The organism is Leeuwenhoekiella sp. H156, from assembly GCF_052218455.1.
Taxonomy (GTDB): Bacteria; Bacteroidota; Bacteroidia; order Flavobacteriales; family Flavobacteriaceae; genus Leeuwenhoekiella; species Leeuwenhoekiella parthenopeia.
The window spans coordinates 3821910-3843202 of the sequence record NZ_CP197499.1 but is presented as its reverse complement, the minus strand read 5'-3'; the positions used below and the strand labels follow the sequence as shown (position 1 = coordinate 3843202).

24 protein-coding genes are annotated in these 21293 nt (G+C 41.9%); 17 read left to right on the top strand and 7 right to left on the bottom strand.

Translation table 11 applies throughout. The annotated features are described in order from the left end of the window. Positions 1 to 10: 10 nt before the first annotated feature. From ACSSS3_RS16295 to ACSSS3_RS16280, 4 genes are all read right to left on the bottom strand, one after another. Positions 11 to 2785 carry an Npt1/Npt2 family nucleotide transporter gene (locus ACSSS3_RS16295; RefSeq protein ID WP_442845512.1) on the bottom strand — a complete coding sequence of 925 codons (2775 nt, stop codon included), beginning with the start codon at positions 2783 to 2785 and terminating at the stop codon, positions 11 to 13. Between the two features lie 58 nt (positions 2786 to 2843). Continuing rightward, positions 2844 to 3782 carry a serine hydrolase gene (locus ACSSS3_RS16290; protein ID WP_228229664.1) on the bottom strand — a complete coding sequence of 313 codons (939 nt, stop codon included), beginning with the start codon at positions 3780 to 3782 and terminating at the stop codon, positions 2844 to 2846. Positions 3783 to 3939: 157 nt separating this feature from the next. Next, a complete protein-coding gene (locus ACSSS3_RS16285) occupies positions 3940 to 4743 on the bottom strand; it encodes a lysophospholipid acyltransferase family protein (protein ID WP_228229663.1) in 804 nt (267 codons plus the stop codon). A 59-nt stretch (positions 4744 to 4802) separates the two neighbouring features. Continuing rightward, positions 4803 to 5450, bottom strand: a complete 648-nt coding sequence (locus tag ACSSS3_RS16280; RefSeq protein WP_442845511.1) for an NUDIX hydrolase — start codon at positions 5448 to 5450, stop codon at positions 4803 to 4805. A gap of 2 nt (positions 5451 to 5452) precedes the next feature. Here ACSSS3_RS16280 and ACSSS3_RS16275 point away from each other — a divergent pair, with 2 nt between their 5' ends. The 3 genes from ACSSS3_RS16275 to ACSSS3_RS16265 all read left to right on the top strand — a co-directional run bounded on the left by ACSSS3_RS16275 (position 5453) and on the right by ACSSS3_RS16265 (position 7603). Next, positions 5453 to 6181: a peptidylprolyl isomerase gene (locus ACSSS3_RS16275; protein ID WP_442845510.1), complete on the top strand. Its 729-nt coding sequence runs from the start codon at positions 5453 to 5455 to the stop codon at positions 6179 to 6181. Between the two features lie 12 nt (positions 6182 to 6193). Then, positions 6194 to 6997, top strand: a complete 804-nt coding sequence (locus tag ACSSS3_RS16270) for a hypothetical protein (protein ID WP_442845509.1) — start codon at positions 6194 to 6196, stop codon at positions 6995 to 6997. Positions 6998 to 7465: 468 nt separating this feature from the next. Continuing rightward, on the top strand, positions 7466 to 7603 hold the full coding sequence (locus ACSSS3_RS16265) for a hypothetical protein (RefSeq protein WP_442845508.1): 138 nt from the start codon (positions 7466 to 7468) through the stop codon (positions 7601 to 7603). Between the two features lie 35 nt (positions 7604 to 7638). On the opposite strand, the gene ACSSS3_RS16260 is transcribed toward ACSSS3_RS16265, so the two are convergent. The 3 genes from ACSSS3_RS16260 to ACSSS3_RS16250 are packed head-to-tail and all read right to left on the bottom strand — an operon-like array spanning position 7639 to position 9539. Continuing rightward, positions 7639 to 8181, bottom strand: coding sequence for a pyridoxamine 5'-phosphate oxidase family protein (locus ACSSS3_RS16260; RefSeq protein WP_442845507.1), 543 nt, complete (start codon positions 8179 to 8181; stop codon positions 7639 to 7641). A gap of 3 nt (positions 8182 to 8184) precedes the next feature. Beyond that, positions 8185 to 8817: a trimeric intracellular cation channel family protein gene (locus tag ACSSS3_RS16255; protein WP_442845506.1), complete on the bottom strand. Its 633-nt coding sequence runs from the start codon at positions 8815 to 8817 to the stop codon at positions 8185 to 8187. Next, entirely contained in the window at positions 8817 to 9539 is a 723-nt protein-coding gene (locus ACSSS3_RS16250; protein WP_442845505.1) for an RDD family protein, read from the bottom strand. Before ACSSS3_RS16250 ends, ACSSS3_RS16255 begins: the two co-directional genes overlap by 1 nt. Before the next feature lie 171 nt (positions 9540 to 9710). On the opposite strand from ACSSS3_RS16250, the gene ACSSS3_RS16245 reads away from it, so the two are divergent. The 14 genes from ACSSS3_RS16245 (at position 9711) to ACSSS3_RS16180 (ending at position 21227) form a co-directional block, all read left to right on the top strand. After that, positions 9711 to 10694, top strand: coding sequence for a stage II sporulation protein M (locus tag ACSSS3_RS16245; protein ID WP_442845504.1), 984 nt, complete (start codon positions 9711 to 9713; stop codon positions 10692 to 10694). After that, a complete protein-coding gene (locus ACSSS3_RS16240; RefSeq protein ID WP_442845503.1) occupies positions 10678 to 11535 on the top strand; it encodes a hypothetical protein in 858 nt (285 codons plus the stop codon). The genes ACSSS3_RS16245 and ACSSS3_RS16240 overlap by 17 nt, the downstream gene beginning before the upstream one ends. Continuing rightward, positions 11535 to 12287, top strand: coding sequence for a DUF4129 domain-containing protein (locus ACSSS3_RS16235; RefSeq protein WP_442845502.1), 753 nt, complete (start codon positions 11535 to 11537; stop codon positions 12285 to 12287). Before ACSSS3_RS16240 ends, ACSSS3_RS16235 begins: the two co-directional genes overlap by 1 nt. Further along, a complete protein-coding gene (locus ACSSS3_RS16230) occupies positions 12284 to 13504 on the top strand; it encodes a DUF4350 domain-containing protein (protein ID WP_442845501.1) in 1221 nt (406 codons plus the stop codon). Before ACSSS3_RS16235 ends, ACSSS3_RS16230 begins: the two co-directional genes overlap by 4 nt. Continuing rightward, positions 13504 to 14589 carry an AAA family ATPase gene (locus tag ACSSS3_RS16225; protein WP_442845500.1) on the top strand — a complete coding sequence of 362 codons (1086 nt, stop codon included), beginning with the start codon at positions 13504 to 13506 and terminating at the stop codon, positions 14587 to 14589. Before ACSSS3_RS16230 ends, ACSSS3_RS16225 begins: the two co-directional genes overlap by 1 nt. Further along, entirely contained in the window at positions 14589 to 15929 is a 1341-nt protein-coding gene (locus tag ACSSS3_RS16220; RefSeq protein WP_442845499.1) for a DUF58 domain-containing protein, read from the top strand. Before ACSSS3_RS16225 ends, ACSSS3_RS16220 begins: the two co-directional genes overlap by 1 nt. A gap of 173 nt (positions 15930 to 16102) precedes the next feature. Continuing rightward, positions 16103 to 16612 carry a hypothetical protein gene (locus tag ACSSS3_RS16215; RefSeq protein WP_442845498.1) on the top strand — a complete coding sequence of 170 codons (510 nt, stop codon included), beginning with the start codon at positions 16103 to 16105 and terminating at the stop codon, positions 16610 to 16612. A gap of 226 nt (positions 16613 to 16838) precedes the next feature. Next, positions 16839 to 17237, top strand: coding sequence for a hypothetical protein (locus ACSSS3_RS16210; RefSeq protein ID WP_442845497.1), 399 nt, complete (start codon positions 16839 to 16841; stop codon positions 17235 to 17237). A gap of 378 nt (positions 17238 to 17615) precedes the next feature. Next, complete coding sequence (locus ACSSS3_RS16205) at positions 17616 to 18434, top strand: hypothetical protein (protein WP_442845496.1); 819 nt, start codon at positions 17616 to 17618, stop codon at positions 18432 to 18434. 60 nt (positions 18435 to 18494) lie between these two features. After that, positions 18495 to 18761 carry a hypothetical protein gene (locus tag ACSSS3_RS16200; protein WP_442845495.1) on the top strand — a complete coding sequence of 89 codons (267 nt, stop codon included), beginning with the start codon at positions 18495 to 18497 and terminating at the stop codon, positions 18759 to 18761. Between the two features lie 160 nt (positions 18762 to 18921). After that, positions 18922 to 19491 carry a hypothetical protein gene (locus tag ACSSS3_RS16195; protein ID WP_442845494.1) on the top strand — a complete coding sequence of 190 codons (570 nt, stop codon included), beginning with the start codon at positions 18922 to 18924 and terminating at the stop codon, positions 19489 to 19491. A gap of 4 nt (positions 19492 to 19495) precedes the next feature. Continuing rightward, a complete protein-coding gene (locus tag ACSSS3_RS16190) occupies positions 19496 to 20050 on the top strand; it encodes a hypothetical protein (protein WP_442845493.1) in 555 nt (184 codons plus the stop codon). A gap of 23 nt (positions 20051 to 20073) precedes the next feature. Further along, complete coding sequence (locus tag ACSSS3_RS16185; RefSeq protein ID WP_442845492.1) at positions 20074 to 20457, top strand: hypothetical protein; 384 nt, start codon at positions 20074 to 20076, stop codon at positions 20455 to 20457. Between the two features lie 188 nt (positions 20458 to 20645). Further along, entirely contained in the window at positions 20646 to 21227 is a 582-nt protein-coding gene (locus tag ACSSS3_RS16180; RefSeq protein WP_442845491.1) for an RDD family protein, read from the top strand. Positions 21228 to 21293 lie beyond the last annotated feature (66 nt).

Here is a 21293-nt window from a genome sequence, read left to right as displayed (position 1 = left end):
GAAATGATTTTCAGGAATTGACCTCTTTCTGCATCAGGGCAGGCTGCAATTTCTTTAAGGCTAAAGAAGCAAAAGAGCGTACATCCTTGCTTTTAGCTGTGATTTGTAATTCGGCAAGAAGCGGTGAGAAACTGGTATCTCCCAAAAATTGAATCAAATAAATCACCGGAAGTCTCAGGTTACCATCTCCCACTTTAATCAGGTTGATGAGCGCCCGGTTAAAACTGATGTCGGTGTCTTCCAAAATTTCCTGATAGACGTCAGCATCTTCAATAATCGCTAATTCCAGCAAAGGCAAAAGCACGTGCTTTAGTTTTGGCGCAAGGATGTTGTCTAAAAATTCAATCGCATTGGCCCGCGTATCGCGATCTTCGCTTTTAAACCCCTTATAAGCCACGTCCAGATCTTTATGGCTGTAGTATACCGCCAGCAAATTAAAAATGGTGGCAATACGCTTACTCAACTGAATATCTAAAATTTCAAGCAGGCCTTCCCGTGCCTGAAAGAGTTCGGTTTTATCATCTTCAGAAAGAGCCGTGTAATTTTCTGCCCTAAAATTGCTTTTAATCACTTTCCGGCAGCTTATGATATCCCGATATTCAAACGAATAGGTTAAAATAAAACGGAAAATACTTTTAGGAAAAAAGTTGAGTTTCGGGTTTTTATTTTTGAGGCGTTTCAACGATTTGGCACTGGCCAGCCTGATCAGGTTATCCCTACTCTGCAATAAACGCAGCAACACCCGCACAGAGGTTTGGGTTTCAAACTTCTGAATAACCTGAGGTATGTATTTTTTCACGTCATTGCGTAAAGTTCTCGCGGCCTCGCGCGCCAGAAGGAGTTCGCTTATAGATTCCCCATAAGCGATAAGCGCCTGTATGGCATCTTCCCGGTATTCCTTAACCTTAAGAAAGTCGATCAGGGCATCTACAAATAGCTCTTCCCCCGAAATTCCGGCTGCAATAATCGCATGCCGCACGATCATAGGGTTTCGGTTATTGAAGTTGGCCGAAATAAAAGACAGAAATCTTGGAAAACCTGCATAACCTATTGATTCCAGCAAAAACGACAATTCCTCGGGGCGGTGCTCGCTGTTGGGCAATTCAAACTCGGCCATCCAGAGTTCCAGACGCAATTCTAAATTATATCGGGCAGCGATTTTTTTATTGGTACGGCCTTCTTTAGCCAAACACAATAAGGCCGCGTGAGCAATATAATCACTGCTGTGATTGAGGTACGAATCAAAAATACGGTTGTCGTTGAGCGAGGTATGTAAAATAAGGTAATTCATCGCCGCATAAACCACCTCGTCATCCTTGAGGTAGACCAGTTGACGCACGGTTTCGAGGGCGGTACCTTCGGGATAATGATAGAGTTGGTTTATCGCTTCAATCTTAACCGCATCATCGGGATGTTCCAGCAGCGGAAGAATTTTCGCTTTTAAAAGCCGTGATTTCCTTCCGTTTAAGCCGCTCAGGTATTTAACAATTTGCTCCGGATTGTTGGAAGACAGGATGCGCTTTCCTATTTCTATAGGTGATTTCTGCTTTCTGCGTGAGATGTCGTCTGAATGTTCTACCGCTTCCCGAAGACTTTGTCTAAAACTTTTGAAATAGGAATCCCGAACTTTAAAAATGCCCACCATCCAGATAAAAATCAAAAACAAAATAATCACCGTGACGTAACTTGAAGGCAGGTCTAATCCTTTGATTACAAAAATCAGCAAACAACCCGCAACCCCTGTGGCAATACTATCTACCACCACATCGATGAAGGATTTGGTTTTATTCTTTATTTCAAGCGAAATGGGAACCATCACCAGCTCTGTCGCCGCTTTATTCACAGATTGTTTGAGACTGCCGTCGAGGCCTTTAATAAGAATGAGCACCCACAATTCGGGAAAGGTTAAAAACAGTAGGGAACCTATTGCTATGCCCAGCGGTAAAATGAGTAACGAACTGTTTACACCCAGTTTTTCTACCACGCGATTGGTTAAAAACAGTTGAATTCCCAGGGAGACGAGATTGAATGTCGAAAACCAAAATGCAAAAAAGGAGGCCAGACGGTCTGCATCGGGTATGGCCTTACTCGCAAAATCGCTGAACTGAAAATCGATGAGTTTAGCCACGATCACCCCTATACCAATGATTAAAGCCAGGTAGGTAAGGTGTTTTGACTTTAAAACCAGTTTGAAAGCGGTTTCCCCACCAATACTTTCTTGAGCACCGGAGCGGGAAGCGCGGCTTACATATCCTTTCTTATAAATCATAGAAAGCAACGGAATACAGGATAAAATAAGTGCTGCTGCGATAAGCAGCATATTTCCGTTACCTATATAGGGTACCAAAATCGTGGTGAGGTATCCCCCAAAAATACCGCCTGCAATGGCCCCGCTACCTATAAAACCAAACAGACGCTTGGCCTCCCGGGCATTGAAAACCATATTGGCAAGCAGCCAAAACTGACTGGTGGTTAATACAGCAAAAATACCGCTGATTACATAATACACATACAGAGCCGCTGCATCGATAAGACCGAGTTTATAAAGTAAGCTCAGTACTGCAAAAGCTAAAGCGAAAAAAGACAGCGAAACCACTATAATGCGCCGCAGGGAGTATCTGCGCACCGCGCGGTTGTAAAAATAGGTGGTTGCAATTGCGGTTGCCGCAATTAAAAGATAGCCGTAAGCGAGATTGTCTGCTCCCAGACCTTCGAGAAAGAGGGCGTTTACAATGGGTTTAACTATGAGCAGTATCGTAATTATCAAAAAGACGTATAACTGCATGAAAAAAGAGATGGTTATTTCACCATCTCTTATATTAAACGTTTTTTTGAGGAACTTTCTAATCACCTACATACCCGGCGCCTTTTGTGGCACTCGCAAGTAAAGTTCGAGATTTTTGAAGAGCTTTCTCAACCGGAAATACTAAATTTCTGATAATTTGTTCGCCGTTAGGGTCTTCAACCAAAGCTACAAGAATGTACTTGCGGCCGTCTTCACCCCATACCAGGATGGAGTCTGAATGGTAGGTTTTCCAGGAACCCGATTTACGGAATAAACGTGCGTTAGGCGCTATACGCTCTAATGTGTTTACAAACTTATGATGCAATGAAGGGTTCTCCATTATATCAAGCATTTGCTTGGAGCGCTCGGGACTTACCAGTTTACCGGTTACCAGTTTGTAATAAAAACGGCATACCTGTTCTGCAGTAGCTGCGTGGCTTAAGCCTTTAATAGGATCGGGTCTGCGCTCTCCGGCGGCAGCATAGCGCTTACCTACCCAGAGGCCACCACCGTGAGCCTTATCGTATAATTTGTATTTATCGCTGGTTAGAACACCGGCAATTTTATCATAACCCAGACGGTCTATCATACGCGTACTGGCCTGATTGTTTGACTTACTGATCATCAGCCACATATCTTCGCGAACAGTGGCAGTTTCTTTAAGTTCACCTTTTTCAATTGCGTCCATAGCGGCAAGCAAAATGGCAATTTTAGGTAAACTTGCGGCATACATCATTTCTTCACCGTTGATTCCGGCGTATTGTATGGCTTTAGGGTCATCGAGACTTACGATACCTACGGCCATTTTCTTGCGATCAATCAGACTTTTCATCTGAGGATCTTTAGCAATTTGATTGTAGAGTTGGGTTTTTAAAACAGAGCTTTCAAAATCTTCGAGCGGGGCGTCGATGCAATCTTTAAAAGGTAATTCCTGAGCTTGTATTTTTGAGAACAGTGCCAGAGTAAAAAGTACTGCGACAAAAGTGAGTTTTTTCATATATTTTTTTGGTCTTAAGGGGTTTGGGGCTCTAACGCTTTAAGTACCTACAAAGTATATAAAAGTTGCATTAAATTTCACCGAAACCCAAAGTTTAACAATTTTCCACCCTAAAAGGTCCAAACACTATGCCAAAGAAATGTTAATGAAAATGGATTTAGTACTCCCACCTGCGGGTTTTATTGAGTTCTTCCTCTTTGCGTAATTCTTCCTGAGGAATCACTTTGAGGAAAGAAGGATGTTGCTCTATTGCATATTCGATCTGTTCTACAATATCCTCGATGCTGTCGTTTTCATAATCAATCTGCAATGGTTTTTTGATTTCCATAGACTGAAGAATACCGCGCTTTTTAATGCGTATGCCCTTCTTATCAAATGAGCGTCTAAAACCATCAATTACAATAGGTACAACAACCGGTTTATATTGCTTGATGATGTGTGCGGTTCCTTTTCTGATGGGTTTCCAGGGTTTGGTAGTTCCCTGCGGAAAGGTAATCACCCAGCCGTCGTGTAGTGCAATCCCAATGTTTTCGGTATCGCTCAGGTTTACCGGGCGGTCTACCTCCTTTCCTTTTTCCCTCCAGGTACGGCTTACCGTTATAGCCCCGGCATAAGCCATAATGCGCGGTAAAAGACCGGCCCGCATGGTTTCACCGGCGGCCACATAATAAATATTGAGTTTCGGTTGCCAGAGATAGCCTATGTTTTTAATGCTGTCTACCCTACCACTCAAGCTTGCATTAAAGACGTGAAACATCGCTACCACATCGGCAAAATAGGTCTGGTGATTGGAGACAAACAACACACCGGTATCGGGAAGTTCTTTAATGATTTCAGAACCGTCAATTTGCAATTCGTTAAAACCGCGATAACGCCTGTGGGTCATCATACCCGCAATGCGTATCAGCCATTTCTTCAGAATATTATAATGCCCAAATGGATTGGTCTTGAAAAGTCCCATAATTAAAGCCAAGGTTTTGCCAGAGGCGAAATATAAATTAAATGTAAGGAATATGTGTCTTAAAATGTATCTATTTGCCGCAGCACCCACTTGATCTCGCTCAGCATCATTGCGGTGGCACCCCAGACTACGTGCCCGGCCAGTTGAAATGCAGGTACGTCTATCATGCTGCCATACGAGGTGTCAATCTGTCGCCTGATGAGGCTGTTATCTGAAAGAAAGGCCGTTAGCGGTACTTCAAGTATAGCCGCGACTTCCGCCTCTTCCGGAATAAACTCTGGCGTATAATCAACCACGCCAATAAAAGGTTGTACCCAAAAATTGCTGGGCGGAATATAAAGACGGGTGAGTTTTTTTAGTACACGAATGTCTGCGCCTTTAAGGCCTACCTCCTCTTCGGTCTCCCTGCGGGCGGTATCTTCCAGATCAACATCTACAGCCTCTGCCTTGCCTCCCGGAAAGCCCACCTGGTTGCTGTGCACCCCTTTATAGGTGCGGCGTAAAATAAGCACCAGCGTGGTTTCGCCCTTAGAATTGGGATAAAACACCGCCATCACACCGGCTTCCCGGGGTTTGCGCTGTTCAACATCAAGTGCAGAAAGTTGTTGTATGCGCTCTGCCGGTGCCATTAGATAATGCGCTTCTTGCCCGGGTAAGTCCAAATTGCTTAATTTTGAGACTCGTTTTACAAATTCTTCAAACTGCATCTATGCGTCAGTATATACGTTTAAGTCTTCTTGCTTTAGTGCTTCTTTTTGCCGGCTGTGAAGATAAAAAATCTAAAGAGAAAGCCACAGAGCCTGAAGTTGTCGAAAAAACCAAAGACAGCACGGCCGAAGATAAGGCCAAAGCTCAGAACGAAAAACTCAGGAAAAAGCCGGGTTCTATCGTAGAATCACAGGCCGATCTTATTCCCTTTCTCACCGAATACGGCAAGAAGAATCCCGAAAACCGCGTGCGCATCAACACCAAATACGGAGATATCGAACTAGAATTATTCCGCGATACGCCTTTACACAGGGCCAACTTTATTCTTTTGGTAAAGCAGGGCTATTTTGAGAATACCATGATACACCGCAACGCTATTGATTTTGTAGTACAGGGTGGTAACAGCGACGGGTATGAAACCCCGCGTAAGCGTATGCGTATTGGAAATTATTTGATCCCAAACGAAGCGTCTGCGGCGCATCCTCACGTACGTGGAGCCTTTTCTGCAGCAAAATACACCGAACAAAACATCAGCGATGCCTCCTCTCCTTTTGAATGGTTTATCGTAGTGCCCGAACGGGGTGCCCATCACCTGGATGGCGAACATACGGTGTTTGGCCGTGTGACCAAAGGCATGGATGTGGTAGACCGTATCAATAAAGTAGATGTTGACGATAATGAATGGCCTATTGAAAATATTTATTTGGAAAAGGTTGAGTTGATCAAATAAAACAGAGTTGAATTGAAGTTTTTAAAATTTTGTCTGCACTTCATTCTGGTAGTGCTACTTAGCATTCTTACTCAGGTAGGTGGTCTTCTCTATTTAATTGTTGTTCTCGCTACGGGAAAAATTCACCGTTTTAAACTTATCAAGCAGATTGTAGTCTTTTTACTGGTCTATCTAATCTGTTCATTACTTCTGATTCCTAAGATAGCTCCCTATTTTGGACGCGAAAAGCTCGAAACAACAGAGCATCTTCAAGCCCAATCTTTATTTTACGTGCTTGCTAATCGGGATTATGTAAAGCCGAAATTAAAAGAAACTTTACAAGAAATTGCCCGTGATTTTTCGAAGTATGACCCGAATTTGACCGTCGTTTATCTGGATGCCAATTTCCCTTTTTTTGATGGTTTCCCGCTTTTGCCGCATTTGAGTCACAACGACGGCAAGAAAATAGATCTCGCTTTAATCTATAAAGATGAAAAAGGTCGGGTTACTAATGAAAAACCCTCACGAAGCGGTTATGGTATTTATGAAGCTCCAAACTCAGGCGAACTTGATCAGACTCAAGCCTGCAAAGAAGCCGGATACTGGCAATATGATTTTACGAGGTATGTGAGTTTTGGTAATCGTAATCCCGAACTCACACTTTCAAATGATGCTACAAAACAGCTTGTTAAACTGATTTTAAATCAAAAAGAGACGAGCAAGCTGTTTTTAGAACCGCATTTAGTACAGCGAATGAACCTTTCTGATCCCAAAATTCGTTTTCACGGGTGCCGTGCTGTACGCCATGATGATCACATACATTTCCAGATCAACTGATTTCGATTTTATAATACTACTTACTTTTCTTTAGCTCGATGTTGCATACTGGCTTTAGATCTCGTGAATCTCCTCACGTCGATTTGCTTGTCCAAAGAAAAGTAACAAAAGAAAAGACACTTTTTTATCTATATCACTTATTTTTTTTTGTCAGATATAATGTGCCTATAGCAATTTGAGATCTTTCTCAAGATTGTTTTAGGCACATTTCTTAGGCATTTTTGCCTTATCAGGCAAAACCGCAACAAGCCCCTAAATTTTCTCCAAGGCTTCGAAAATTTTTAACGGGGACTTTTTGCTATGCTGAAGAAAAAGAAAACCAAAGAATATTATTTTATACTCTTTATAAACGTCGATATTTCAATTTAAAATCCCCCAACAAGCCACAAATTATAGGCCCCTATTTGTTCTTAGATAAAACCTACTTTTCACTCAAACAAGTGTATCTTAGAAGAATAGAATAAACGAATGAAATCAGCTTTTCAATCACATAAACAAGTCCGGCAAAATTGGGAAAAAGCCTTTGAAAACATGCATCAGGAAGGTGACGATTCACTAATCATAGATGCTGTTTTTGAAAATGAGGAATTTGAAAAATGGGACTAAATCACTAATCAAAGAAATCTTCGTTGATTAAGTAATCACTCAAAAATCCCGGTTTTAAAACCGTCAATACTTGTTTGGTTTTTCTCGGTCCAATAGTCTTTGATTCCGGTGTCGCCTTTTTCTGTAGCCCAGGTTTTTAGGGTTTCGCGTTCTCCTTTGTATTCCATAAAGGGCACTGCAAAACCGCAGGAAGTTTGTACGAGATCGATGTTGAGTTTATAAATCTGGCGGGCACCTTCGGTATCACCAAAATGCTTTAAATAGGATTCAAACGATGCATCCCGCGGATGGTACATTTCGGCTTTGCCGTATAAACGCAGAATAAGGGGTTTGCGGTCAAACGAACAAAACATGATCGTCATCCGCGAATCCTTCAGCAAATGCGCGGCCGTCTCATTACCGCTTCCGGTCATATTGAGCCAGATTACCTCATTTGCATTGAGCACTGCAAACGTATCCATTCCTTTAGGGGAAACATTTACACGCCCTTCGGCAGCTGCAGTACCCACAAAAAAGAGATGCTGCTCCTCAATGAATTTAATAAGCTGATTGGTCAGCTCCGGTAGTTGCTTTCCCATAGTTTAACTGTTTTGCTCGCGCTCGGCCTGAGTATATATACTGGGCAATTGCAATTCATACACCACCGCCAGGGTGCGTACCACAACCACGGTAATCCCGGCCATTACCGCAGTAAGACCGGCCGTTACCCCGAGGTGAATAAGCCCTATATAGACCACACCTCCTAAAATACAGGCACTGGCATAAATCTCTTTTCTAAAGATCACCGGGATTTCATTACACAAAATATCGCGTATCACGCCTCCAAAACAGGCCGTTATCGTTCCTAAAGCCACGCAAATTACCGGGTTCAGATCGATGAGCAGTCCCATTTGCACACCGGTAATGGTATACAGGGCAATCCCAATGGTGTCAAACAAAAACAAAGACTTGCGCACGTAATGCAATTGCTTTCTAAAAATAACACCCACCACGGTTGAAACCAGTATGGTATACACAAACGTCGTGTTGAGCAGCCAGGTTACCGGTGACTTCCCAATGAGCAGATCGCGCAAGGTACCACCGCCCACAGAAGTCACGGTAGCAACAATGAGAATCCCAAAAAGATCCATTCGCTTTTTGGTTGCCGTGATTACGCCCGAAATTGCAAAAGCGATGGTTCCCAGAATGTCGATAATATCTACAATGGGCTCCATTAATTTTGGGTATAAAAATTATAATCCTTGAGTACGCGGTCTACAAAGGCGTAGGGCGTCTCATCTGGCGTCACCTGCATGGTTTTGCTCAGCTTTTCGCTCAGTTTTAAAATGACGTTATGCTTCCCATCACGTTTGGCCTTGCTGTAAACCGTTTTGATTTTCTGCATATCTGCATCGGTAAAAACGGTTACCTGTGGGTATTTTGGCACATAATCTTCAGGAATGGTTTCGAGCAGGGTCTGGCCCAGGGTAACTCTCTTGCGCTCATTGATCACCGTGGTCCCGGCTGCGATATCCCCCAGACGCTGCCCTTTTCCGTTAAGCAAAATGGTAAAAACGGCAATCCCGCCACTGCTGAAACTGATGTCTATAATGCGCATCAGCCAGCGTACAAAATAGCTTCCAAAACCCGGTTTTGAGCCGTCTAACTTCACCACGCGCAAACCAATGGCCGACTTGCCCGGCGTGCGCCCGTCCCAAAAGGCTTCAAAAAGCAGGAAGTACAGAAAAGAAGGTATCCCGATGATCATAAAAAAGATCATAATCGAACTGCTTTCGTTAGTGTCTAATCCGAAGGCAGATACCAAAAACAAGGAAATGATCCAATACCCTATTAAAATCAGAGCGTCAATGATATAAGCGAGTATGCGATCGCCAATGCCCGCAACCTGTTGCTGAATGCTGATATTTTGTGCGGTTTCAATTTGAAAGTTATCCATGAATTCTTTTTCTTTACTCGAAAATCGGGATTTTTAAGTCCCAAAGCTTGCCTCAAAACAGTATGTTAGCTTAAATTACTGCCCTACGGTTATTTAAAATTTGAGAAAGCTGTTCTGAATGGTTTTGGCAGAGTCCGAAATGCTTCAGAATTCATTTTAAAACCCAAAACTATGCGCGAGGCTGCTTTCGTCAGGCAAAATAAGGATAAATGGTTAAGATTTGAAAACGTATTGCTGGGTAATAACAACGCACTTACGCCCGATGAACTTTCGGCCCTATATCTTGAAGTAACAGATCATCTGAGTTATGCCCGTACCTTTTATCCCGAAAGCAAAACCACCCAGTATTTAAACCATCTCGCGTCACGCTCGCATCAGAAGATTTATAAGACCAAACGCGAGTCGAGCCGCCGCTTTATCACCTTTTTTACGGAAGAATTTCCGCTGCTGATGTACCGCTATCAGCGTGAACTCCTGCTGTCTTTTCTGGTTTTTGCCCTGTTTTGCGTTGTGGGTGCTTACAGCGCTGCTACAGACGGCGCCTATGTGCGCAGCATTATGGGCGACGCCTATGTAAATATGACCCTTGAGAATATTGCGCAAAACGACCCGATGCGGGTTTATAAGGAAATGAATGAAGTCGAAATGTTTCTGGGGATCACCGTAAACAACATCAAAGTAGCCCTGATAGCTTTTATTTATGGCGTGCTCTTCAGTATTGGTTCGCTGTTTATTATGATGCGCAACGGAGTAATGCTGGGCTCGTTTCAATATTTCTTCTACGACAAGGGACTTTTGTGGGAGTCTGTGCGCACGATTTGGATTCACGGTACCATCGAGATTTCGGTGATTGTGATTGCCGGTGCGGCCGGTCTGGTTTTGGGTAACGGTATTTTATTTCCCGGAACCTACAGCAGACTCGAATCCTTTAAACGAAGTATGAAAGACGGACTCAAAATCGTGGTCAGTACCATTCCGTTTTTTATTATTGCAGGATTTCTGGAAGGTTTTGTGACCCGCCATACCGAAATGCCCGACTGGCTTGCGATTGTAATCATCAGCCTTTCGCTGTTACTAATTCTGTTTTATTACGTCCTATACCCCCGAATAGCTTACAAAAAACACCAAATACAACTCCATGAACGATTACATTAACTTTAAAAGGCAACGCGAACTCGGCGAAATCCTCTCGGATACTTTTAAATTTTTACGCCAGGAATACAAAGGCCTGTTTAAGGCTTTGGTGCGCAATGCGGCAATCCCTTATATTCTTTTGATCGCCGCAGCGGGCTATTACGCCACGGTTTCTTCAGACATTTCTCTTTTTGACGGCGGAATATTCCGTATGGCTAATTTTCTGCTTCCGGCACTCATCCTGTTTCTAACCGTTCTTTTTTATTACGCGGTGATGTACGGGACGGTGCTTCAGTACATCAGATTGTATATCGAAAACGGAGGTGTGGTAGATCAGGAGCTTTTAAAAACCGCTCTGCGAAAGCAATTGGGTTCGCTGGTAGGGACCACCTTTCTAATCGCGATCATCGTATTTTTTGGTCTGATGCTGTGTATTCTTCCGGGAATCTACCTGGCAATTCCGCTTTCTTTGGGTTGGGCGGTACTGGTTTTTGAAAACAAATCGGTAGGCGATGTTATTGCAGATTCGTTTAAGCTCATCAAAGGTGAATGGTGGATGACCTTTGCGACCTTGTTTGTGCTGGGCCTGCTGTTGTACGTTGCCAATATCGTATTCTCCTTACCCGTTATCATCTATACCTTTGTAAAAGCCTTTACCTCTGCCGCAGAAATTTCAGAAGGAGACATAAGCAGCTTATTTGACTGGGTGTATTTAACACTAAGTGTACTCTCTTCGGCAGCGCAATACATTCTGGCCGTGATTTTTCCAATCGCGATTGCCTTTATCTATTACAACCTAAACGAAAAAGCCAATCAAACCGGTACTTTTGAAACTATAGACAGTATAGGTACAGACTCTTAATGCATCGATTTTTCTTCTACATATTTGTATTTCTGACCCTGCAAAGCATTGCAGGTCCGCAGGATTCTACTGCTGTTGAAAAACCAAAAGTTGTTCAACAGGTTCAGTACGACCGGGCACCGGCAACCCCGGTGGAATTTGACACCGATCAAATTAAAAAGTATACCGCTCAGGACGAATTTAATTATGTGGAAGAAGAAGCGCCAGACAACATCTGGACGCGTTTTAAAACCTGGATCAATGATATCTGGAGGCGATTTATAAACTGGATTCTTCAGGGAGAGGAAGCCACCGGCTTTCTGGGCTTTCTGGTACGCGCCCTACCCTACTTACTCGTGGCCGGAGTCGTAGCCCTATTGGTGTGGCTCTTTTTAAAAGTAGATCTGGGTGGCTCGCCGCTTAAAGGCCCCGATCTCAGCAAAGTCATACTCACCGATGAACAGGAAATCATCGAAAATCAAAATATCAACGAACTCATTGAAGCCGCGCTACGCGAAAAGAATTACCGCCTGGCCGTGCGCTTCTACTATTTATTATTGCTGCAAAAACTGGCGCAAAAAGAGCTCATTGACTGGGAAGTGCAAAAAACCAATGCCGATTATGTGTACGAACTCAAAGACGCCGGCCTGCGCAATACCTTCACCCGACTCACACGTGTGTATGATTTTATCTGGTACGGGAATTTTGAAGTAAATGAAATCGATTTTGCCAAAGCAGAAACCGAATTTAAAAAGAGCATTAACGCCTTATGAGTAAACGCTATAAAATACTCGCCGGGCTGCTCATCCTCTTTTTAGTGATTCTGGTGGTTGCCGAAGCTTCTCAAAAAGAGCCCTTAAACTGGTATGAGTCGTATGGGAAACAGGATAAAATTCCTTTTGGCACCTACGTCTTTTACGAGCAGCTCTCCTCGCTCATTGAAGAAGACCGGCTCGAGGAAGTCAAAATTCCGCCCTATGAGTTTTTGATGGACAGCCTCAATCAGCCCAAAGGCACGTATTTCTTTGTAAACTCCTTCATCTATAACGATGAGTTTGAAACCCGAAAGCTGCTCAACTGGGTAGCTCAGGGCAATACGCTGTTTATGGCTTCTGATGGTTTTAGCGAAGTTTTGGAAGACACCTTAAATCTGAAAAGCGATTATACTTACGACAACGACGATCTGATGAAGAGACCGCTTGTAAACCTGAGCAATCCGGCGCTACGCGGCAAGCTTCCGTATATTTTAGACAAGGATTATTCTGTAGCCTATTTTAATAAAATCGACACTTTAAATACCACCGTTCTGGGGTTTGCAGACATCATCCGCGATGAAGATTCCACCCGCATTAAAAAACCCAAAGTCAATTTTATCAAACTGCCTTTTGAAAAAGGCGAGATCATTCTGAGCACCTTTCCGCAGGCATTTACCAACTATTTTATGCTGAATGGCAACAATGCGGCCTATACCGCAAATATGCTGTCGTATTTGCCTAAAGACGGGACTGTTTACCTGGATATGTATTATAAAAACAGTAAGGCCGTAGCCGTATCGCCGCTGTTTATAATTCTGAACAACAAATACCTCAAATGGTCCTGGTACACGCTTTTGCTGGGCGCCCTGGTCTGGGTGATCTTTGAAGGCAAGCGCAAGCAGCGCAGCATCCCCGTGATCAAACCTTTGCCTAACAATACGCTTGACTATACCCGCACCATTGCCGGGATGTATTTAGATAAAAAAGAAAACCGCCAGATCGCCACGCACCAGATCAACCATTTTATGGAATACCTGCGCAGCACTTATGTTTTGGCGACAGACCGACTTAACCGTGATTTTATTGAGCGCCTCACGGCGAAAAGCGGAAAGCCTCTGGACATGGTTCAAAATACTATAGATTATATCGTAACCATCAGGCAAAAGGCCGAATTGAGTGAAGACGAACTCATACGCCTCAACAGCCTGATTGAAAATTTTAAAACTACCCATTGATGGAAGATTCAACGCCTTTAGAAAACGGGCAAACGCCTGATCATAACCCGGAAGAAACCCCGCAAAACACGCCGGAGCAAGCTCCGGTAGCTTCACAAGAAACACCGGAGTCTGAAAATCTGGAGTTTCAAAACCGCATTCCGCTAGACGCATTGCGCGACTCGGTTGCCGCACTTAAAGCCGAACTGGCCAAAGTGATCGTAGGTCAGCACGAGTTTGTAGAACTGCTTATCGTCGCCCTGCTTGCCGATGGTCACGTACTCATTGAAGGCGTTCCGGGAATCGCCAAGACGATAACCGCCAAGCTGTTTGCCAAAACCCTCAGCACCGGGTTTAGCCGTATTCAGTTTACGCCCGATTTGATGCCGAGCGACGTTTTGGGAACTTCGGTGCTCAATATGCAAACCAGCAATTTCGAATTTAAACACGGGCCTATTTTCTCAAACATTGTGCTTATTGACGAGATCAACCGCGCACCGGCCAAAACACAGGCTGCGCTTTTTGAGGTGATGGAAGAGCGCCAGATCACCATAGACGGTACCCAGTACGATCTGGAAAAGCCCTTTATGGTACTCGCCACCCAAAACCCCATTGAGCAGGAAGGTACCTATGCCCTTCCTGAAGCCCAGCTCGACCGTTTCCTCTTTAAAATCAAGGTGACCTACCCTGATCTGGAAGATGAGATTGCGATTCTAAAAAGTCAGAATCAGCTGAGTGGTGCGGCCACTGCTGTAATCGATGCGGTTCTCACTCCGGCGAAGCTTCAGGAATTCCGGGAGCAGACGGGTCAGGTTTTGGTAGAAGAAAAAATACTCAACTACATCGCGCAGATTACGGTAAAATCGAGAACGCATCCGCATTTGTATCTGGGTGGTTCGCCACGTGCCTCCCTGGCGATTTTAAAGTCGGCCAAAGCTTTTGCGGCCATCAACGGCCGCGATTTTGTAACGCCCGAAGATGTAAAACGCTCGGTAACGCCCGTATTGCGGCATAGAGTAATCCTTTCGCCCGAACGCGAAATGGAAGGGATGACACCCGAAACGGTGATTGATATGCTTGTTCAATCTGTAGAAGTACCCCGCTAGTGCGCCTTATAGCCTTCATAAAAAGTCTGTATTTTGACCTTAGGGTCTTTTACGTGCTGAGCGCGCTGGTGGTGCTGTTCCTGTTTTCGTACTGGTACCACAACCTGTTTCCCATCGCTTCGGTAGGGATGCTGCTGCTGGGAATCGCCGTGCTTTTTGACGCGATCACCCTCTACAAGAAAAAGGAAGGCCTTAGCGCTACGCGAAAACTCCCCGAGAAATTCTCCAATTCAGATGTAAACGAGGTGCCCTTGCAACTCACCAACCGCTATCCGTTTAAAGTCGCTTTTGAAGTGATTGACGAGATCCCGGTGCAGTTTCAAAAACGGGACTTTCTCAAAACCGGAAGCATTGCAGCCGGTGAAAAAACCCGTATTACCTACGGCCTGCGCCCGGTAGAACGCGGGGTGTACACCTTTGGGCGGTTGAATGTTTTTGTGACGAGCCCCGTGAAGCTGGTGAAGCGCCGCTATGTGTTTGACAACGGGCAGGCGGTAAAAGTCTATCCGTCGTTTATACAGATGAAAAAATATGCCTTTCTGGCCATAGACAACAAGCTGACGCAGTTTGGCCTTAAGAAAATACGCCGTATAGGGCATACGATGGAGTTTGAACAGATTAAAGACTACGTAAGCGGCGATGATGTGCGTACCATCAACTGGAAGGCGACTGCCAAGCGTGGCGATCTGATGGTCAACCAGTTTCAGGATGAGAAATCCCAGCCCATCTACTCGATCATCGATGCCAGCCGGGTGATGAAAATGCCTTTTGAAGGCCTTACCCTGCTGGATTACGCTATAAACTCGACTTTGGCCTTTAGCAATGTGGCGCTTAAAAAGAACGATAAAACGGGGCTGATTACCTTTAGCAACATGATTATCAACCATCTGGCCGCCAGCAGCAAAAAAACCCACCTCAATACTATTCTCGAGGTGCTGTACTCCATACATACCCGTTTTTTGGACAGTGATTTTGGCCGTTTGTATGCCGAAGTTAAACGCAAAATCACCCACCGCAGCCTGTTGTTGTTGTACACCAATTTTGAACACGAAAGCGCTCTGCAGCGCCAACTCCCCTACCTCAAAGGCCTGGCTCAAAAGCACGTACTGGTCGTGATCTTTTTTGAAAACACCGAGCTTACCGAACTGATCGCTAAAAAGGCCGCAAACACCCCCGAGATTTACCACAAGACCATCGCCCAGAAAATGGACTATGAGAAAAAACGTATGGTTAAAGAACTGGAACGCCACGGTATACAAACCGTCCTCACCAAACCCGAAGACCTTACCGTAAACACCATCAATAAATACCTGGAAATCAAAGCCCGGGGGATTTTATAGGTTTTTAGGTTGGAATGAGGATTTCCGTAAGGGGAAGTTAGTGGGGATGGGTATATTTACGCTTAGAATGTTATAAGTATCTGTTTATTAATTTAATTAAAGATGCTAAAAAGAATATAACGGTACGAAATGTACTGTTGCCCTATTGTTGGCGTGCATTTGAACAGAACGTATTGAACGAGAAAGAAAAAATAGGACACTTAATACGATTCGGACTTTCTCTGAAAAAAATTCAATTTGAGGAAATAAGCAAATGGGCTGATTTCCAAATTGAAAGAGGAAAGAATGATAATCTATATCTTGATTTATCCTTTGCGAAATCAACCAACGAAGTAATTGAATTATTGAATAAAGAGATAAAGTGGAATTTTAGATCTCCAGAAATCAATGATTTAATTCTTGCTTATTACAATGAATCCCTAAAATGCGACAAATCAAATTGGAGAAAAATTCAAAAAGAACTTATGGATTTTTATAACTATTTCGAATTTGAAGATGCAAATGAAATGATTGAAAATTTTATTTATTTTCTATTTGATGATTATCATTTGAGAAACGAAGGTCTTGAACCCACTTTAAATATGCCTGATTTTTTAATTAAAAATCTGTCTAATTTTAATAAGTATCAGGAATTACTAAAATTGCTGGATCGAAATAGAATTAATGGATTTGAAATAAAATAAACGACACGCCAACACCGGCTATAGTTCATTGCTTCTGACTTTCCTCGCGATTAGTCCTAGCAAATTTGCTATCATAGGTTTACGTCGAAAAATCCTCGCGGATTTTTACGCAACGAAACCACAGGCAAGACCGCTGTAACACATTTTGAGAAACCTATTAACTTACATATTGATATTTACTATTTGTTTCGGATGTTCTGACAAAAACTCTGAATGGAAATCTGAAATGAATGCAACAATATTCTTTGTAGCAGAACCGAAAAATGAAAAGTTTAATTTGACTTTCAAAAAAACGAAAAATACACTGAATTTTAGATACGTAAATCAAATTGATACAACAAAAACGATAGCGATAAGCAAAATAATTAATGCTGACACTCTTCTTTTTGGATTAGACAAGTTTCTAAAAACTAACAAAAAGCCTTTCACAAATGATGAACTTCAAGGATTGGAGTTTGACTATTATGACACAATAGATTATGCAGATGACGCAACTGGACCGATTTTATTTAATGAGAAATATGGACTTCTCGCAATTAACAATGTATTCGGACCGACAATCATATTTCTGGATAAAAAAAATGATTATCTGACTGAATATATAATTGATAAGCTAAATGAATAAAAAACGTTTTACAACAAAGATGTATAACCGCAATTAAGGCGTCCCGAGGCTTCGGGAGACTATTTCCGAATCCAGTCGGAATTGCTAAAGTCTGTGCCAAACCGAATAATAACGCATATTAACCCGTAACTGACGGTTATACTAACCGTTACCAGAATTTCTAAACGCGCTAAAAGCCAAATGAAAACCTACAAAGCAAAAAAGAAAAGATTAAGCCATGGATGCTTATCGCTTCGATGATTTTGCCGGTAGCCCTTTTCTATTTTGGTCAAAATACATTCATAGAGAAACCCTTACTACTCTTGCCGGTATTAAGTACATTTTTGGTACTATTTTCGGTTTATAGGAACACATCATTTAAAATTAAAACTCACTATAATGCACAGATTATTCCTTTTCGTAGTATTTCTTCTAAGTCACCTCACTTATAGCCAGAGTAAAGAAGCTGACGAAATTTTAAAGGAAGGTAAGTTACTTTTTAGATTAGAAAAGGGCTCCTGGTATGGTACAGATGACCTTCTAGCTCGATTTAAAACGAAAATAGACTCTGTTGGAGGATATCTCTCTTATGAGACCGATGAACACAAAATCAAAACGATATTTTTCAGTCGCTTTAATCCTGAAGAAATTCTTGTAAGATACGAGTTTGACAGCCTGCCGAAACCACAGCCTATTAAAGTAGATACGCTCAATCCATTGGCAACTAATCTGGAAAAAGACCTGATTACAATAAGGCAGGATGCCAAAGATCAAGCTGCCTTAAATGAAGATGGTTTTTTTAGTTTCTACGAAAACACCTCATTAAATTTTATACCGCTTATCGATCAAAATGAGAGAAGCGTTTTTGTGCTTACCGGACCTCAAACCAATGGTGTAGTGCTCATTGGTAACGACTACAAACTAAACTATACTAATACTAATGAGTTTGTTAAGAAAGAGCGCATACACAAAACTATGTTGCAAATTCCGTATGCATCCTCTGAGAATCCGGAAAAAATACTTACAACAATGCATTCCCATATTGTAACGAAGCATATATCATCAACTGACATCTGCACCTTATTACTCTATAAAAATTATGTGGAATGGAATCAACATATTGTGATGAGTAAGAAAGCGGTCTCGGTATTTGATTTACAAAAGGAAACTTTATTGATTATGAGTAAAAAAGCCTGGGATAAAATTTATAATAGATAAATACAGATTGGTTTTGGTAGGGCTGAGAGTTCCCACTCTGAACCTTTAAATATAAAATTCATGTTTGCTGATTCACTCAAAACCAAAATCAAAGAATTAACCAAAGAGATTTTAACGGATGATTGGAAAACTAACTATTCAATTAAGAATACCAAAAGCCTCGGAATTCAAGACGCCGAATTGATTATCTCAGATTTTTTAGAGCACCGGGAATATGCTTGCGCATTTGAGCATCTGGAGTATGTTATTTCGGAGACTGAAACCCAATTGACCGCTGAGCAGGCTCAAAAAATGGAAAAACTGGGTCTAATCCTGAAGATGAAATAGTGTTATGATTAAGAAAACTACTCATTGTAATTTTGGATACCGGCTTATGCCAGTCTTCGATACACCTTCTATGTTCATCAATCCCCGTCTGCTCAAAACCTGTATCCTTTATTTTATGCTGCTTTGCAGTCAAATCAACTTCTGCCAAAGCAATGATATCTTGAAAACATATGAAACCGCAGATGGTAAAATCATAATGTTGTTAGCTGACCAGCGCGTCTTACTTGAAGTTTCAGAGAAAGTAAGCTATCCCGACAGTACTAACATCATTAGTATAACAAAAGACGGCAAGGCAATATGTGGGCTTCGAATTTCAGAGGTTATTTATCAAAATTATGGGTTTTATAAATATGAGAATCAGAATCTGATACTACTTTTTAGGGATGAAAACCCAATCGAAGACATAGCTGTTAAGTTTGCAGATACAGATATTAAAGGGCAATCGATTCGGGTATGCTTCACTAATAACTACCATCCTGTTTTTGATCTAAAGGTTTTTCAAAAAGACCAACTGCTTTGTTCCATTGACTTTTTTGCAGAAAATTGCAGCTTTACGACTTCAGACTTTGTTTCTCCACTTGTTTTCAACTATAATGGTAACCTGAAAACACTTCCATTAACTTCTAAACCAATTGAAGAACTCATTGTCACCATAAACGACTTAAAGGGCGATAACCAAATAAAAATCGAAAAGATCGCTTATAACCTCAAAGACTTAATTGAAAAATAGAAACATGAAATTAAAACACATCACAACCAGCCTTTTTGTCCTGGTACTTACAGTATTTCTCACGTCATGCACTACTGATGATGCTGACACCGGGAATTCGGTAAATTATGAAACGGAAATTCTGGGAAAATGGACCCTGGTTAGCCACAGCGGGTCTTACGAGGTATCACAAAGCGGAATTTCAACTAAGGAAACCGGCAGCGATTATAACTACAGTATTGAGTTTACAGAGGAACCTCAGGTTATCAACACAAGCGGAAGCTATACCGTAAATGTAGCAGAAACAACCACTCAAAATGAGACCAGTAGCTTTAGCTATGTCATAAATTCCAATCAAAATCAGCAGGAAGGGGTATTTATTGGTACCTGGAGTATAGAACGTGGCAATCTCATTACCAGAGTTTATGATAATGAACCCAACGAAGAAGGATCGTATACACTAACAACCGACATTGTAGAACTTACCGATACCAGACTGGTACTGAAAACCGATGAATCAGCGTCCAGCTCTGCAGATTATACCATCACCGGTAGTACAACTCTTATTTTTGAGAGGTAATAAGAACTTTAAAAATTAAACCAATGATGAAAAAAATTATCTTCCTAACATTTATTGCAATCGTATCTTATACGCATTTACAAGCGCAAAAAACAAATGAATTTGAATTAATAACATCCGGAAAATGGCATCTTGAATACATGGAAATGGGCGGGAAGAAAATGGAATTACCAGCAGAAATACAAAAAATGAACTGGGTAATCTTTCATCCCAATGGAAAACAAGAAGGAATGGAACAGGGAACTAAATATGTTGGAAAATGGGAGTTTGATGAATCCACTAAAACCATACGTACTAATGATTTGGATGGAAAGGGGGAACAAAAAGTAATTTCAGTAACCGATAAAAAATTGATTGTTTCCGTAAAAGAGCAAGGATCAGTAATGATTATAGGGTTAAAAAAGTAACTTTTTAAAAGTACTGGGGTGTATTTTTCGACCTCCCTAAGGCTTTATTTTTTCATCAATTACAACAATGAACCGCAAAGAATTCTTAAAAACAGACAAAATAGGATATGAATTTGCAAGTTTTGCTTCATTATCAGGGCTTAAACTACCCTACTCTTTGATATTGAATACTATTAAGGTCTGAAGCTGTGAACAATCCTGAGGAAATTAAATACAAAGGTCTTCTGCATAAAGAAGTTAAGCAGCTAGCCGGGATTAGTCTGAAATTTCACCGAATCGCCAGTATGTTTTTTGATCATTTTATCATGTCTGCAATTACATTGATTCCTGTCTTCCTGGTAACATTTTTAGTTTTAAACGATATTCTGCACCTCACCTTCTTAAAACCTTTGTACGCTTTCTTTTTTCTGGGATTTATATATCTCAATAAAGACTTTTTTAGGGCTAAAAGTCCCGGAAAACGGGTACTGGGTTATCAGGTAATTGACGTTAAGACCCTGGAACCGGCATCAGAGCTTCAATGTTTTATACGAAATATGCCTATCATTCTTATTTGGCCAATAGAAGTGCTTGTTTCCCTTATTAATCCGCAGAGGCGCATCGGAGATTTTATAGCGCGTACCCAGGTTGTTAGAGCTCCACAAGAAAAATTGAGCAGCTTTAGAAAAGACTTTAAAAACATAAGCCTGAAAAGGAATTTCGTTTTGATCGTAATTATATGGGGTGTTTACTTTTATGTATTCAGCCTTCTATTTCCTAACCTGAATTAAACCCGGTAAGGAAAAACCATTACCTCTCAAAAGCTAGAAAATCGGCTTTTAGTGGTAATTTAATGC